Below are 14,317 nucleotides of genomic sequence, written 5' to 3'. Positions count from 1 at the left end.
AATATGGAAAGCTTGATAGATAAATTTTTCTCAAGAACTAGTAATTTAGATTACGTTACAAAAAATATAAAAAAGATTTCAATAGATACTGAAGTCGATAAATTATTTGATGCTATCAACTCATTCTCTGATGAAAGTGAATTGAGATATGTTGGTGGTTGCATAAGAAAAATAATTAATAAAGAAAAAGTTGATGATATTGATTTAGCCACAAATTTAACGCCTGCTGATGTGTCTCAAGCATTAAAAAAAAACAATATTAATTTTTATGAAACAGGTATTGAGCATGGCACAATTACAGCCGTTATCAATAATCAAAAATTTGAAATTACCTCACTTAGAAAAGATGTTGTTACTGATGGAAGGCATGCAAAAATTGAATTTTCAAACGATTGGAGAGAAGATGCATCTAGAAGGGATTTTTCAATAAATTCAATATACTCAGATAAAGAAGGTAATTTGTTTGACCCTTATGAAGGTAGACAAGATGTATTAGCAGGTAAAATAAAATTTATTGGTGATGCTGAAAAAAGAATAAAAGAAGATTATTTAAGAATAGTAAGATATGTGAGATTTTTTCTTAAATATTCAAAAAATAAACATGATCCAAGAATTTTAAAAAAAATTAAAATTAACTTGGATGGTATTAAAAATTTATCTTCTGAAAGATTGTTAGATGAGCTTAGAAAGATTATTAGATCTAATGGCTTAGAAAATATTTCAAAAGATAAAGAAAGTGTAGAACTTTTGAGGCTCATTTTTCCTCAAATTTTAAAAATTAATTCATTTGAAAAATTAAACGAAATTTCTAAGAAAATTTATCTAGAGGCAGACTTCTCTTTTTTATTAGCGGTAATGATTATAGATAATACTGATAACGCTGATTATTTTATATATAAGTTTAACATTTCTAAAAAAGATCAAAAACGAATAAAATATTTAGATAATTTTTATAAATCTAAAGTTAATAAAAATACTTTTACAGAAAAAAATTTAGTCAAAAAAATTTATTTTGATGGCAAAGAGTCTGTCTTAGACATCTTGAATTATAAAATTCTTACAAGCAAAAAAATAGATCAAAAATTGATTGATTTAAAAAATACATTTGAAAATAAAGATTTACCAAAATTTCCAATTGAAACTAAAAATCTGATGCAAGAATATGATTTAGTTGAAGGCAAAACATTAGGAAAAAAATTGAAACTACTAGAAGAATTTTGGGTGAACAATGACTTCAATATTTCTAAAGACCAAATTGATAGAATTGTAAGAAATTAAATATATTTTACGTCTTTAATTTCAAAATTTTTAATCCCCGCTGGTGTTTTAACCTCAACAAGATCATCTTTATTTTTTCCAATTAAACCTCTTCCTATTGGTGACTGAAAGTAAATAAGTTTTTGTTTTAAATCTGCCTCATCCTTACCAACAATTTTATAATTAATTTTTTCACCAGTATCTAAATTTTCAAGAAAAACAGTTGAGCCAAAAATTACTTTTCCATCATTATTTATTTTTGTAACATCAATAACGTTTGCTCTAGCAATGATATCGTTTATTTCGTCAATTCTTCCCTCGTTATGTGACTGCTCTTCTTTTGCTGCGTGATATTCAGCGTTCTCTTTTAGATCACCATGAGATCTAGCTTCTGCTATTGCAGCAACAATTTCTGGTCTTTTTTTTTCTTTTAAATAAACAAGTTCTTCTTTTAGTTTATTAAGACCATTTAATGTTATTGGCTCTTTATCCATTTTATTTCCATTTTGCTAATGGAGGTAATGACATTAAGATACCTTCTACATTACCACCTGTTTGCAATCCAAATTTTGTTCCTCTATCATATAATAGATTAAACTCAGCATATCTACCTCTTTTTATATACTGAGCTTCTTTCTCTTTTAATGACCATTTTTTATTTATCTTTTTATTTATTATCGAATTAAATATTGATTGGAATGTAATTCCAACATCTCTAACAAATTTGAAATCATTATAAAAATTTTCTTTTTTATAATCGAAAAATATACCACCTATCCCTCTTGGCTCTTTTCTATGAGGAAGAAAAAAATATTCGTCACACCATTTTTTATATTTTTTGTAATAACTTTTATTATGCCTGTCACACATCTTTTTTAAACTATTATGAAAATTTTTTTTTTCATTTAAATCATTAATTGCAGGTGTTACATCCATTCCACCTCCAAACCATTCGAAAGTTGTGCTTATAAATCTAGTATTAAAGTGCATTGCAGGTATATGAGGATTGTTCATATGCATTACTACTGAAATTCCTGAAGCCCAAAATCTTGGATCTTTAGATGCACCTGGTATATTTTTTTGGAATTTCTTAGGAAATTTTCCGTAAACTTTTGAGAAGTTAACTCCAACTTTTTCGAATATCTTACCACCTTTAAGAATTCTAAATTCACCTCCTCCCTCATCTAATTTTTGACTTCTTTTCCAAGAAGTAGATTTAAATTTTAATTTATTTTTCTCAAATTTTTCTATGTCATTACAAAAGGAATTTTGTAATAATTTAAACCAATTACTTGCTAAATCTTTTTTTATTTCTAATTCCATTAAGATAAATTTATTTGTCTTATATTTTCAGCTAAAATTATAGCAACAGATGTAGCTAAATTTAAAGACCTTTTATTTTGGGCCATTGGTATTTTTAGTCTATTTGAAACTTTTTTATGCACAAAATCTGGAACACCTGAACTTTCTCTACCAAATAGTAGAGTGTCACTTTTATCAAATTTAAAATCAGTGTAATTTACTGACCCTTTTGTGGTCATTAACACAACTCTTTCATTTTTTTTTTCATCAAAAAAATGTTCAGAATTTTGATAAAATTTGATTTCATCTTCATTAAAATAATCCATAACTACCCTTTTAAATCGTTTATCGCTTAGTAGAAATCCACATGGTTCAATAATTTCTAGTTCTGCTCCAAGGCATGCACAAGTTCTAATAATTGCTGCAGTATTTTGAGGTATATCAGGTTCGTATAATGCAATTTTGGGCATCAGTCTTTCGTTTATGTGTCATTCTATCCATAGAAAAAAAAGTATTTTCTTATAGAAAATCATATATTAAATAATTTTTATTACATTTTATATATGTCTGATTCTAAGAAAAAACCAGAAAGAAGAGATTTTTTATTTACCGCCACATATGCTGTGGGAGCAGTAGGAGCTGCAGCTGTTGTCTGGCCAATGATTGATCAAATGAACCCTGATGCATCAGTCAAAGCATTAGCTAGTACTGAAGTTGATGTTAGCTCAGTTCAACCAGGAAATACAATTACAGTTTTATGGAGAGGTAAACCTGTTTTTATAAGAAGAAGAACTCAGGAAGAAATTGATGAAGCTAGAGCAGTCAAAATGGAAGAATTGATACACCCTGAAAAAGATGAAGATAGAGCCAAAAACCCAGAGTGGTTAGTGATGTTAGGGGTTTGTACACACTTAGGCTGTGTTCCATTAAATGATAAAGGTGATTACAATGGATGGTTCTGTCCTTGTCATGGTTCTCATTATGATACTTCTGGAAGAATAAGAAAGGGTCCTGCTCCTTGGAATATGGAAGTTCCCAAATATGAATTCGTTAATGCAAACACAATTAAGATTGGATAAATAAAAAATGAGTGATCACGATTACACACCAAATTCAAAAGTAGGTAAATGGTTTAACGATAGATTACCTTTGCTAACTTTAGCAAACCATTTAACAGATTATCCAACACCAAAAAATCTAAACTACTGGTGGACATTCGGTGGTATTTTAACTTTTTGTTTAATTACACAAATCGTTACTGGTTTGACTTTAGCTATGCATTATATTGCACATGCTGATATGGCATTTGAAAGTGTTGAACATATCATGCGTGATGTAAACTATGGATGGTTAATTAGATATATTCATGCAAACGGTGCATCGATGTTTTTCCTAGCTGTTTATATTCATATATTTAGATCTTTATTTTATGGCTCATACAAAGCACCAAGAGAAATTATATGGATCATTGGTATTATCATTTATCTTTTAATGATGGCTGCAGCTTTTATGGGTTATGTTTTACCTTGGGGTCAAATGAGTTTTTGGGGTGCAACTGTTATCACGAATTTATTTAGCGCTATCCCATTAGTAGGTGAAGGAATAGTTACATGGTTGTGGGGAGGGTATTCAGTTGATAATCCCACTCTTACAAGATTTTTTACATTACATTATCTGATTCCATTTTTAATTTTAGGATTAGTTGTGCTTCACATATGGGCTTTACATGTTCCAGGAAATAATAATCCAGTTGGAATTGATATCAAAAAACCTTCAAAGGACACTGTACCATTCCATCCATATATTGTCATAAAAGATGGCTTTGCTTTACTAATGTTTATGATCGTTTTTGCCTTTTTTGTTTTCTATACACCAAATATTTTAGGTCATGCTGACAACTACATTGAAGCTAACCCAATGGTTACACCAGCTCATATTGTACCAGAGTGGTATTTATTACCTTTCTATGCAATTTTAAGATCTGTACCTGATAAATTATTAGGTGTTGTAGCTATGTTATCAGCAATTTTAATTTTAGCAGCGCTACCATGGCTGGATACTTCAAAAATTAGATCAGCTGTTTTCAGACCACTTTATAAACAATTCTATTGGATATTAGTTGCTGATGTTTTGATACTTGGTTATGTTGGAGCAATGCCTGCAGAAGGTCTTTATTTATTAATAGCGAGAGTTGCTACAGCATATTATTTTTTACACTTCTTGGTGATTTTACCAGTTTTAGGAATGAAAGAGAAAACCTTACCGGTTCCATTGAGCATAACAGAACCTGTATTAGGTGGATCGCCTAACTTAGCAATGGCCAAGAAAAAAGATGAAAGGTCATTAAACTAAAAGTGAAAATTTTATTAAAATTCCTTGTTTTAGTTTTTATTTTTACTTTTCCAGCTAATTCTGCAGAGAAGGTTGAATATTTGAAAACTGATTGGTCTTTTAAAGGTTTGTTTGGAAAATTTGATCGAGGTTCTCTTCAAAGAGGCTATCAAGTATATACAGAAGTTTGTTCTTCTTGCCATTCGATGAAATATTTGAGTTATAGGAATTTATCTGAAAAAGGAGGACCAGAATTTTCAGAAGCAGAAGCTAAAGCAATTGCAGCATCTTTTGAGATTACAGATGGACCGAATGAAGATGGAGAAATGTTTACTAGACCTGCTAAATTATCAGATAAGTTTGTAAAACCTTACGAAAATGTAAAAGCAGCTCAAGCAGCTAATGGTGGTGCTTATCCACCAGATATGTCTGTTCTTGTTAAAGCAAGAGGGGGTGGAGTAGATTATATTTATTCACTGCTTTTAGGTTACGAAGATGCGCCAAGTGGAATGAAATTAGATGATGGAGTGCATTACAACAAATACATGTATGGTAATAAGATAAAGATGTCTAAACCATTATCAGATGGTTTAGTTGAATACTCAGATGGTACTGTTGCTTCTGAGGCACAAATGGCAAAAGACGTTACGACATTTTTGATGTGGTCCGCAGAGCCTCATTTGGAGTCTAGGCACCAAATGGGTTTCAAAGTTATTGTATATTTGATTATTTTAACAATTTTAGTTTATTTCAGCATGAAAAGAATTTGGTCACGTGTTGAATCTGAAGTTTAAAACATCACCATCTTTAACAATATAATCTTTACCTTCTAGTCTCATTTTACCATTTGTTTTAGAATTTACCCACCCATCGTTTGATACAAAATCCTCATATGAGATAGTTTCAGCTCTAATAAATCCTTTTTCAAAGTCTGTATGAATTACACCAGCCGCTTTAGGAGCTAAACAATTTTTTTGAATTGTCCAAGCTCGAGTTTCTTCTGGTCCAGAAGTAAAAAAAGTATCCAATTCTAATATTGCATAACCCTTCTGAATTAACATTGATAAACCTGTATCTTTCAAACCAATCATATCCATGTAATTTTTTCTCTCACTATCTTCAAGTTCGTTTATTTGATTTTCTATATCAGCAGAAACAATCAATGTATTTTCATTCCCATATTTATTTATAAAATTTTCAGTATGATTATTTCCTTTTTGAACGCTTTGTTCGTCAACATTGCAAACAAATATTTTGGGTTTTATTGAAAGCAACCCACTTTGTTTCAACTGTTTAGATGTGAATTCTTCCTTCAAAGTATCTAAACTTTTATCGTTATTTATACAATCTAAAGCAATTTCTAATAATTTTAGTTGCTCAGGTTCAACATTCTTTTTATTATTTTTTTCAAGTCTTTTTTGAATAGATTCTAAATCAGCTAGCATCATTTCTGTTTCAATAATTTCTAGATCTCTTACAGGATCGACATCTGGATTTACATTTTGGATATCATCCGATTCAAAACACCGTATCATATGAATTATTGCATCAACTTCTCTTATGTGAGATAGAAATTTATTACCAAGACCTTCTCCTTTTGATGCACCTTTAACTAATCCCGCTATATCGACAAAAGATATTGTTGTATTAATTATTTTTTTTGATTTTGATATTTTTGCTAAGTTATCTAGTCTTATATCGGGAACAGCAACTACACCTACGTTCGGATCAATTGTACAAAAAGGAAAATTTGCTGCCTGAGCTTTATTAGAATTTGTTAAAGCGTTGAATAAAGTAGATTTACCTACATTGGGCAAACCTACAATTCCACATTTAAAACTCATTATTTATTGTTTACTGTGCTTGAAAATAAGTCTAATTTTTTCTTTACAAGAATATCTAGAGACTCAGTTATATTTGTTGTGATTTTTTCTAACTCAGTCATTTCATCATCATCAAAGTTTTGTAAAACAAAATCACCAACTTCAATGTTGCCTTTTGGTTTTCCAATTCCAATTCTAATTCTAGAATATTCTTTACTAATAAATTTATCTATAGATGCAATACCGTTATGACCTGCACTTGACCCCCCAAATTTTGCTTTAATTTTTCCAAATTCAACGTCAAGATCATCATGAAAAACAATCACGTCTTCTGCATCAATTCTAAAATATTCTAATAATTCTCTTATACATATTCCAGAATTATTCATGAATGTTAGAGGTTTTATTGCATAAACCTTTTCGCCTTCAATTTCACCAGTGGTAAGTAAACCTTTAAATTTTGGTTTTTGTTTTGATAAACCAAATTTTTTATTTATGGCATCTATAATTTTAAAACCTATGTTATGTCTATTATTTTCACTATTTGGTGTTGGGTTGCCTAAACCTACAAATAAAAGCATAAATTTATTTTAATTTTTAAAGATCAATTATTAGATTACTTTTTTTCTGCTGGAGCAGCTTCTTTTTTATCACTCTCAGCTGGTTTATCACCTTCAGCTGGTTTATCCCCACCTTCTGCAGGAGCAGCATTTGCACCTTCTGCAGCAGCTTCAGCTTCAGCAGGTTTTTCAGGTTCTTTCATAACTGTTGGAGCAGCTAATGTAGCGATAACAAAGTCTCTTCCCTGAATAGTAGGAACTACATCTTGTTCAAGTTTAATTGATGAAATCTTAAAACTTTCACCAATATCAACTCCATCTAGATCAATAATTAAACTCTCTGGAATTTTTTCACTTGGACATCTTAATTCAACTTTTCTTCTTACAATGTTCAATACACCACCTTTCTTAAGGCCAGGTGATTTTTCTTGGTTAATAAACTGAACTGGAACATCTATTCTAATTTTTACTCCTGGTACAACTCTTTGAAAATCCACATGAATAGGTTCATCAGATAAAATATGATAAATTACCTCTCTCGGTAAAACGTTTTGAGATTTTCCATTAATATTTAAACTAATAATATTTGAATAGAAATTATCTTTCTCAACTAAAGATTTTAAAGTCTTTTTCGAAATTGAAATATTTTCGTTATTATCTTTACCACCATAAACTATGGCTGGTACATTACCTTCTTTTCTAATGATACTAAGCTCACCCTTAGTCTTGTTATTTCTTATAGTAGCGTCTAGAGAATTCATAAAACTGGGGTCTTTTAGCCCAACTTCTTCAATAAAACAAGGTAATTATTTAAATAAATCAGATACAGAAGTTGAATTAGAGATCCTTTTTATCGCTTCCCCCATAAGTCCAGAAATAGATAAAACTTCAATATTTTTAGCTTTTTTCAATTTATCGCTATTGTCTATCGTATCGGTAATAACTAAGTTTTTTATAACTGACTTTTGTATCTTTTTAACTGCCTCTCCACTCAAAACTCCATGTGTAATATATACATAAACATTTTTTGCTCCTCTATCTTTAAGAGCTTTAGCTGCGTTAACTATTGTTCCTCCAGAGTCAATTAAGTCATCTACTATTATACAAGTTTTATCTTTAACATTACCAATTACATTCATTACTTGAGATTGACCTGGTTTTGGTCTTCTTTTATCCACAATAGCAAGTCCAACGTTAAGAAGATTGCCAAGTGCTCTTGCTCTTTGAGTACCTCCCACATCTGGTGCAACACAAATAAGATTTTTTTCTTTTATTTTCTTTTTAACATGCCGAGCAAATATTGGAGTTGCAAATAAGTTGTCTACAGGAATATCAAAAAATCCTTGAATTTGTCCTGAATGCAAATCAACTGTCACAACTCTGTCAGCTCCTGCTTTTGTGATAAGATTAGATACCAATTTTGCTGATATAGATGTTCTTGGTACAACTTTTCTATCTTGTCTTGCATAACCAAAATACGGAATGACAGCGGTAATATTTTTTGCCGATGATCTTTTAAGGGCATCTATACATAACAATAACTCCATTAAATTATCGTTTGCGGGAGAGGAAACTGATTGAATGATAAAAATACTATTACCTCTTATATTCTCATTTATTTCTATATAAATTTCTCCATCAGCAAATTTCTTAATACTTGAATTGACAAGTTTTGTTTTTAGATATTGGGAAATCTTCTTACTTAAAGGTCTGTTACTATTTCCAGTTAATAATTTCATGAATTTTTAGAATTAATCATAATTAAAGTAATATTTCTACCATAATCATTCTCTTTGAGATGAGTTGCTCTTCTTGCACTAAAATAATTATTTTTTATGTTAAAAGTATCTTTATTTAGCACATCTATCTTATTAACACCACTATGCTTTATGGTGTTCTTAACAAAATTTCTTAAATTAAAATAAATCCTATTTTTAATATTCTTGAAATATATTTTATTTTTACGGTTTTTTTTTAAGAATTTTTTTTTGAAGTCATATTTAACTTCATAATTATTTTGAGAAATACATGGTCCAATTGCAGCAATTAAATCTCTGGATTTGTATCCTTTATTAACAATGAATTTTATAACTTTTTGTATAATATCTTTATAGGCGCCTTTCCATCCCGCGTGAATTGCAGCAACAATAGAGTTTTTTTTATCTGATATTAAAATTGGTACACAGTCTGCTGTCAGAACTCCAATTAGCAGATTATTTTTGTTTGTGATTATTGCATCTGCTTCAACTTTTCTAGTTTTTTTGTTTTGATTTTTATCAATAAACACAAATTTATTACTATGAATTTGTTTTACTAGATAAATTTCATTAGTATTTTTATTTATTTTTTTTCTAACAATGTCTAAATTTTTATTTACAAATCTTTTATTGTCATTAGATCCTGGACCACAATTTAGACTTTGATAAATACCTTTAGATACTCCTCCTCTTTTATTAAAAAATCCATGTTTGATATTATGTGAAGATAATTTTTTTGACTTAATCAATTTAAAAACCCACCTTAAATGAATTATTTTTTTTTGTTATAAACATTACTTTAAACAAAGAGCCCATCTTGTCTTCATCAATTAGTCTACCAACTCTATAAAATAAATCTGCTTTCTTTGAAAATTTAAGTTTTTTAGATATAATCTCAGCTCTTTGCATTATTCCCATATTTAAAAGAAAGTTTCGCTGATTGATGTAAATGCTTTTTAACTCTTTTAAACTTTGTATAAATTTTTTAAGAAAGTAAAAGTTCAAATTATAAGTAATATCTCTATTGCCAATATTATCTAAAATGTTGGCATATTTATGATTTTGAATTGCTTGAAGAGTATCTTTAAATTTATTCTCTGAATACCCATAATCAAACAACAATAAACCACCGTCATTTGTATTAATAATTTTTCCTATTTCTCTTAAATATTTTAGGGAGAGAGGAGAATACTCAACAAACTTTTGTTTTTTTATGATTTCAGAAAACAAGTCTTTTTTGTACTTTTTAATATCTATTTTTTTTTGTTTAAATTTTCCTTTATTTTGTAAAATTTCTACATATTTCTCGTACCAAACAGTTTTGATTTTAGTTAGATGTTTTATAGGCAAAGCATCAAAAAATTCATTAGCGATAAATATTATAGGATTTTTTTTTTTAAATTCTAATTTCTTTTTCCACGAGATTTTCTGTGAAGAAATATTATTTTTTTGAATATCAATTAAAGTTTTGCTTTTTTCATATATCAAAAAATTACAAGAATTATAAAAATTAGGAAAATTTTTTAATGTATTTATTATTCCTTTCATGAGTGCCCCATTACCAGCACCTAATTCGATGATATCAATTTCTTTTGGTTGATTTAGATGATTCCAATATGAAAGCAACCAAATAGAAATCATTTCAGAAAATAGAATAGAAATATTTGGAGCAGTAATAAAATCTCCAGTTTTTCCAAATGGATTTTTTTTTATGTAATATCCCTTCTTTTTGTCATACAGAGCATAATCAATAAAATTATCTAGAGATAATAGTTTACTTTTATTTTTTTTCATTTTTAAAAGAAAAAATTGTGATTCCAATTGCTAAGAAAATTATACTAATATATTGACCCAAGGTTAGATTTAATAAGAGATATCCAATTTGTTCATCTGGAACTCTATAAAATTCACAAATAAATCTAAATATGGAATAAAAAATTAAAAATATTCCAGAAATATATCCTGGATTTAAACTTTTTGATCTTTTTTTAACAAATATTAAAATTACAAATAATACTATTCCCTCTAGAAATGCCTCGTACAATTGAGATGGGTGTCTATAAATTTCATCTACTTTTACAAACTTTACGGACCAAATTACCTCTGTAGCTTTTCCATAAAGTTCAGAATTTATAAAATTAGCAATTCTTCCTAAAAATAATCCAATTGGTGTTACAATTGCAATTATATCAAGAAATTCAAAAACATCTAAATTTTTTGATTTTGAAAATAAAAGAGATGCAAGTATTACACCCAATAAACCTCCATGAAATGACATTCCCCCATTCCATATTTGAAAAATTTCTACTGGATTATTTAAAAAATAACTAAAGTCATAGAAAAAAACATAACCCAATCTTCCTCCAAGAATAATTCCAATGATTACATAAGTGATATAATCATCAAAAACCTCCTTTAATTTATCATTATCAATAAAGAATTTCTTACTTAGATACCAACCAATTAAAATTCCAAAAATATAAGCTAATGAGTACCACCTTATTTCAAAAGATAGGATTGTAAATGCAACTGGGTCAAAATTATTAATGAACATTTAGTTAAATGATTATAAGTTATTTTTAATATTAAATAAAATTATGAAAAATTCAAAATTTGTTTTTGATAAATTATCTCAAGTTTTTGAAAAAAGCTTAATTACTTCTAAAGATCTAGGTAATGAGATAATTAACATACTCAGATCTAAAAGAGATGAGATTGTCTTCAGAATGAGATTGACTAGTAAAGACGAATTTGACGTTTTAGCAAAAAGGGTTGAAAACTTAGAAAATAAGATAGCAAAATTAAAACAAACGAAGACAAAAACCGTTGTTAAAAAAAAAACTAAACGGGTAAAAAAATCTTAACTTCTAGCCCATTTAATCTAGATTTGTTCAATCTAATATAGCCTCCATGAGATCTTATTATATCAGAAGCAATTGATAAGCCTAAGCCAACGCTAGATTTTGCTTCAGCTCTTCCTTTATCAATTTTATAAAATGGTTTAAATACGTTATTGTATTCTGCCTCTGGAATACCTGGACCATCATCTCCAATAATTATAAATAGATTTTTACCTTTTTTAGATAATGATATATCTACCTTTGATCCATATTTGATAGCATTATCTATAATATTATTAAAACATCTTCTTAATAAATTTTTTCTTCCATTAATATAAATTTCATCAATTAATTTTTTTGATATATTTTTGTTTTCATATTTTTGAATAATTTCATCCATTAGTAAGGAAATATTGAATATCTCATTTTTTTCTGAAAAATTTGAGCTAGTAAATTGCAAATACTCATTAAGCATTTTTTCCATCTCATTTATATCTTCACTTAGTTTTGATGAGATTTCTTGATCCTTAATAAATGCAAGTTGTAATTTCATTCTCGTTAATGGTGTTCTTAAATCATGACTTATACCTGAAAGCATTTCTGATCTTTGATTGAGATGTCTTTGAATTCTTTTTCTCATTTTTTCAAATTCGTATCCAGCTTGACGAATTTCTAAAGAACCTGATGGTCTGTACTCATCCACATCTTCTCCACGACCAAATTTTTCAGCAGCTCTTGCTAAATTTGTAATAGGTCTAGTTTGATTTTTTAGAAATATCATAGCTATTGTGATCAAAACTATAGCAGGTACTGTTATCCATAAACCGAATAATCTTGCAGAAGAATTTGATACTCTATCTTTGGGAAATAAAAATTCAAAATATCCATTTTTATATTTTATTCGAACATTGATTAATTCTAAATAATCAGTTGTGCTAAACCAAAATTTTTGATTTCCTATGCTTGATTTTAATTCTCGTCTTAAAGATCTATCTAAAGGACTAAACCATCTTTCATTTATTTTGAAATCAAATTCATCATCCTCAATAAATTTAATATTTAAATCTAAATAAATTGAAAATAGGTCTATTAAATATTCCTTATCATTATCTTCGTTCTCATAAGCAACAATAAATGTATCAATTTCACTAACTAATGCTCTTGTAAGACCTTTATTAGTTTTAATCCAAAGGCTATCAAAAAATACGATTGTAACAACTAACTGCAATAAGATTACTGGAGTAGCTACAATTAAAAGTGCTCTATAAAATAATCTTTTAGGTAATAGATTTTTTACAAATTTATTCAATCCATAAAACATAACCACTACCTCTTAATGTTTGTAAAAATTTTGGATTTTTTGGATCTAACTCAATTTTTTTTCTTAGTCTTGTAATGATAACATCTATTGATCTTTCCTTATCTAAATTGATTAATTTGCCTATATCTTCTCTAGAAAAAGTTTTTCCTGGGTTATTAATCATTTTTTCTAAAATAATTTTTTCTGTATTGTTTATTTTGAATTCTTCATTTTCTTTAAGAATTAGTAATTTATTCAAATCAATTTTTATATTTGAAAATTCAACAATTCTTTTTTGTTCAATAGTTTTAGTTTTATTTAAAATATTTTTAATTCTTAGCACTAACTCTTTAGGTTCAAATGGTTTTGGTAAATAATCATCGGCTCCAATCTCGAGGCCCGCAACGCGTTCATCTGCATTGCCTTTAGCAGTCAAAAGAATTATGGGTGTTTTGAGAGTACTTTTGTGTTCCTCTATAAACTCTAGGCCATTTTTCCCAGGCATCATTATGTCTAAGACAATAATATCAAACTTAACAATTTTAATTTTTTCTGATGCATTTTCAGCACTATTTGATGTGGTGACTAAAAAATTATTTTCATTAAGATATTTCTTAACCAAATCTCTTATGCCATCATCATCGTCAACAACTAAAATATGAGCTAGAAAATTATCCATTAATTATTTTCTTCAAAACGTTATCAAAGTTAATTACTTCTTCTGATTTAGAACTCAATAAAGCGGTATAAATTCGTTTTTTTTGAATTTCAAAAATTTCTTTAAATAATTTCTTTCCCTTTTCATCTAAATATACGTGCTTAACCCTGGTATCTTTTTCATCTTTTTCAAATCTAATTACTTCAAGTTTTGTCAAATCTTTAAGAACTCTATTTAAGCTTTGTTTTGTTACTTTTAATTTATGTAATAATTCAGAAATGGAAATACCCTCATACATTGACAATAGATGTATAACCTTATGATGAGCTATTCCAATTGAATGCTTATCCAATATCTTTTTAGGATCTGCAAAAGTGTCTCTGTATGCAATGAAAAGTTTCTCTATAAGATCTTTTAATTGATCGTCTTTTAAATAAAGTAATTCTTTCATTATGGGTAAGTTATATTGACATATTGAAGATACAAAGA

Annotated in this window: 18 protein-coding genes; 5 read left to right on the top strand and 13 right to left on the bottom strand. The window is 28.2% G+C overall.

Annotation, left to right across the window (positions count from 1 at the left end; all coding sequences use genetic code 11):
- The first annotated feature begins 3 nt into the window (after positions 1–3).
- On the top strand, positions 4–1,278 hold the full coding sequence (locus ACTT9U_RS01320; protein ID WP_440931391.1) for a CCA tRNA nucleotidyltransferase: 1,275 nt from the start codon (positions 4–6) through the stop codon (positions 1,276–1,278).
- Here the strand turns inward: ACTT9U_RS01320 and greA are convergent.
- From greA to ACTT9U_RS01305, 3 genes are read right to left on the bottom strand one after another with little or no spacing between them, the layout of a single operon-like run.
- Entirely contained in the window at positions 1,275–1,751 is a 477-nt protein-coding gene (greA, locus tag ACTT9U_RS01315) for a transcription elongation factor GreA (protein ID WP_440931390.1), read from the bottom strand. The two genes, ACTT9U_RS01320 and greA, sit on opposite strands and share 4 nt — an antisense overlap.
- Position 1,752: 1 nt before the next feature.
- Positions 1,753–2,580 carry an oxygen-dependent coproporphyrinogen oxidase gene (hemF, locus tag ACTT9U_RS01310; protein WP_440931389.1) on the bottom strand — a complete coding sequence of 276 codons (828 nt, stop codon included), beginning with the start codon at positions 2,578–2,580 and terminating at the stop codon, positions 1,753–1,755.
- Positions 2,580–3,029, bottom strand: a complete 450-nt coding sequence (locus tag ACTT9U_RS01305) for a tRNA (cytidine(34)-2'-O)-methyltransferase (RefSeq protein WP_440931388.1) — start codon at positions 3,027–3,029, stop codon at positions 2,580–2,582. The genes hemF and ACTT9U_RS01305 overlap by 1 nt, the downstream gene beginning before the upstream one ends.
- A 93-nt stretch (positions 3,030–3,122) precedes the next feature.
- Between ACTT9U_RS01305 and petA the strand changes: the two genes are divergently transcribed.
- The 3 genes from petA to ACTT9U_RS01290 are packed head-to-tail and all read left to right on the top strand — an operon-like array spanning position 3,123 to position 5,684.
- On the top strand, positions 3,123–3,638 hold the full coding sequence (petA, locus tag ACTT9U_RS01300) for a ubiquinol-cytochrome c reductase iron-sulfur subunit (RefSeq protein WP_014952756.1): 516 nt from the start codon (positions 3,123–3,125) through the stop codon (positions 3,636–3,638).
- Positions 3,639–3,645: 7 nt separating this feature from the next.
- Complete coding sequence (locus tag ACTT9U_RS01295) at positions 3,646–4,911, top strand: cytochrome b (RefSeq protein WP_440931387.1); 1,266 nt, start codon at positions 3,646–3,648, stop codon at positions 4,909–4,911.
- A 2-nt stretch (positions 4,912–4,913) separates the two neighbouring features.
- On the top strand, positions 4,914–5,684 hold the full coding sequence (locus tag ACTT9U_RS01290; RefSeq protein WP_440931386.1) for a cytochrome c1: 771 nt from the start codon (positions 4,914–4,916) through the stop codon (positions 5,682–5,684).
- On the opposite strand, the gene ychF is transcribed toward ACTT9U_RS01290, so the two are convergent.
- The 7 genes from ychF to lgt are packed head-to-tail and all read right to left on the bottom strand — an operon-like array spanning position 5,661 to position 11,584.
- Positions 5,661–6,734, bottom strand: a complete 1,074-nt coding sequence (gene ychF / locus ACTT9U_RS01285) for a redox-regulated ATPase YchF (RefSeq protein ID WP_440931385.1) — start codon at positions 6,732–6,734, stop codon at positions 5,661–5,663. The two genes, ACTT9U_RS01290 and ychF, sit on opposite strands and share 24 nt — an antisense overlap.
- Positions 6,734–7,294 (bottom strand): aminoacyl-tRNA hydrolase, encoded by a 561-nt coding sequence (gene pth, locus ACTT9U_RS01280; protein WP_440931384.1) that lies wholly within the window; start codon positions 7,292–7,294, stop codon positions 6,734–6,736. The genes ychF and pth overlap by 1 nt, the downstream gene beginning before the upstream one ends.
- Positions 7,295–7,329: 35 nt before the next feature.
- Entirely contained in the window at positions 7,330–8,034 is a 705-nt protein-coding gene (locus ACTT9U_RS01275) for a 50S ribosomal protein L25/general stress protein Ctc (protein WP_440931383.1), read from the bottom strand.
- Positions 8,035–8,079: 45 nt separating this feature from the next.
- Complete coding sequence (locus ACTT9U_RS01270) at positions 8,080–9,012, bottom strand: ribose-phosphate pyrophosphokinase (protein WP_440931382.1); 933 nt, start codon at positions 9,010–9,012, stop codon at positions 8,080–8,082.
- Complete coding sequence (gene pgeF, locus ACTT9U_RS01265; RefSeq protein WP_440931381.1) at positions 9,009–9,779, bottom strand: peptidoglycan editing factor PgeF; 771 nt, start codon at positions 9,777–9,779, stop codon at positions 9,009–9,011. The genes ACTT9U_RS01270 and pgeF overlap by 4 nt, the downstream gene beginning before the upstream one ends.
- A 1-nt stretch (position 9,780) precedes the next feature.
- Positions 9,781–10,824 carry an SAM-dependent methyltransferase gene (locus ACTT9U_RS01260; RefSeq protein WP_440931380.1) on the bottom strand — a complete coding sequence of 348 codons (1,044 nt, stop codon included), beginning with the start codon at positions 10,822–10,824 and terminating at the stop codon, positions 9,781–9,783.
- Positions 10,811–11,584, bottom strand: coding sequence for a prolipoprotein diacylglyceryl transferase (lgt, locus tag ACTT9U_RS01255; protein ID WP_440931379.1), 774 nt, complete (start codon positions 11,582–11,584; stop codon positions 10,811–10,813). The genes ACTT9U_RS01260 and lgt overlap by 14 nt, the downstream gene beginning before the upstream one ends.
- Positions 11,585–11,627: 43 nt before the next feature.
- On the opposite strand from lgt, the gene ACTT9U_RS01250 reads away from it, so the two are divergent.
- Complete coding sequence (locus ACTT9U_RS01250) at positions 11,628–11,894, top strand: hypothetical protein (RefSeq protein WP_440931378.1); 267 nt, start codon at positions 11,628–11,630, stop codon at positions 11,892–11,894.
- Here the strand turns inward: ACTT9U_RS01250 and ACTT9U_RS01245 are convergent.
- The 3 genes from ACTT9U_RS01245 to ACTT9U_RS01235 are packed head-to-tail and all read right to left on the bottom strand — an operon-like array spanning position 11,872 to position 14,279.
- Positions 11,872–13,191 (bottom strand): ATP-binding protein, encoded by a 1,320-nt coding sequence (locus tag ACTT9U_RS01245; RefSeq protein WP_440931377.1) that lies wholly within the window; start codon positions 13,189–13,191, stop codon positions 11,872–11,874. The two genes, ACTT9U_RS01250 and ACTT9U_RS01245, sit on opposite strands and share 23 nt — an antisense overlap.
- Positions 13,172–13,849: a response regulator gene (locus tag ACTT9U_RS01240; RefSeq protein ID WP_440931376.1), complete on the bottom strand. Its 678-nt coding sequence runs from the start codon at positions 13,847–13,849 to the stop codon at positions 13,172–13,174. Before ACTT9U_RS01240 ends, ACTT9U_RS01245 begins: the two co-directional genes overlap by 20 nt.
- Positions 13,842–14,279, bottom strand: coding sequence for a MarR family winged helix-turn-helix transcriptional regulator (locus ACTT9U_RS01235; RefSeq protein ID WP_440931375.1), 438 nt, complete (start codon positions 14,277–14,279; stop codon positions 13,842–13,844). The genes ACTT9U_RS01240 and ACTT9U_RS01235 overlap by 8 nt, the downstream gene beginning before the upstream one ends.
- Positions 14,280–14,317: the final 38 nt, after the last annotated feature.

The sequence above is a fragment of the Candidatus Pelagibacter sp. genome (genome assembly GCF_052049975.1).
GTDB lineage: Bacteria > Pseudomonadota > Alphaproteobacteria > Pelagibacterales > Pelagibacteraceae > Pelagibacter.
This window is presented reverse-complemented; position numbering and strand designations above follow the sequence as displayed.

Excerpts from the sequence above, each read along its gene's own strand:
- ACTT9U_RS01320 (WP_440931391.1), top strand. The coding sequence starts at position 4 with ATGGAAAGCTTGATAGATAAATTTTTCTCAAGAACTAGTAATTTAGAT.
- greA (WP_440931390.1), bottom strand. The coding sequence starts at position 1,751 with ATGGATAAAGAGCCAATAACATTAAATGGTCTTAATAAACTAAAAGAA.
- hemF (WP_440931389.1), bottom strand. The coding sequence starts at position 2,580 with ATGGAATTAGAAATAAAAAAAGATTTAGCAAGTAATTGGTTTAAATTA.
- ACTT9U_RS01305 (WP_440931388.1), bottom strand. The coding sequence starts at position 3,029 with ATGCCCAAAATTGCATTATACGAACCTGATATACCTCAAAATACTGCA.
- petA (WP_014952756.1), top strand. The coding sequence starts at position 3,123 with ATGTCTGATTCTAAGAAAAAACCAGAAAGAAGAGATTTTTTATTTACC.
- ACTT9U_RS01295 (WP_440931387.1), top strand. The coding sequence starts at position 3,646 with ATGAGTGATCACGATTACACACCAAATTCAAAAGTAGGTAAATGGTTT.
- ychF (WP_440931385.1), bottom strand. The coding sequence starts at position 6,734 with ATGAGTTTTAAATGTGGAATTGTAGGTTTGCCCAATGTAGGTAAATCT.
- pth (WP_440931384.1), bottom strand. The coding sequence starts at position 7,294 with ATGCTTTTATTTGTAGGTTTAGGCAACCCAACACCAAATAGTGAAAAT.
- ACTT9U_RS01275 (WP_440931383.1), bottom strand. The coding sequence starts at position 8,034 with ATGAATTCTCTAGACGCTACTATAAGAAATAACAAGACTAAGGGTGAG.
- ACTT9U_RS01270 (WP_440931382.1), bottom strand. The coding sequence starts at position 9,012 with ATGAAATTATTAACTGGAAATAGTAACAGACCTTTAAGTAAGAAGATT.
- ACTT9U_RS01260 (WP_440931380.1), bottom strand. The coding sequence starts at position 10,824 with ATGAAAAAAAATAAAAGTAAACTATTATCTCTAGATAATTTTATTGAT.
- lgt (WP_440931379.1), bottom strand. The coding sequence starts at position 11,584 with ATGTTCATTAATAATTTTGACCCAGTTGCATTTACAATCCTATCTTTT.
- ACTT9U_RS01250 (WP_440931378.1), top strand. The coding sequence starts at position 11,628 with ATGAAAAATTCAAAATTTGTTTTTGATAAATTATCTCAAGTTTTTGAA.
- ACTT9U_RS01245 (WP_440931377.1), bottom strand. The coding sequence starts at position 13,191 with ATGTTTTATGGATTGAATAAATTTGTAAAAAATCTATTACCTAAAAGA.
- ACTT9U_RS01240 (WP_440931376.1), bottom strand. The coding sequence starts at position 13,849 with ATGGATAATTTTCTAGCTCATATTTTAGTTGTTGACGATGATGATGGC.
- ACTT9U_RS01235 (WP_440931375.1), bottom strand. The coding sequence starts at position 14,279 with ATGAAAGAATTACTTTATTTAAAAGACGATCAATTAAAAGATCTTATA.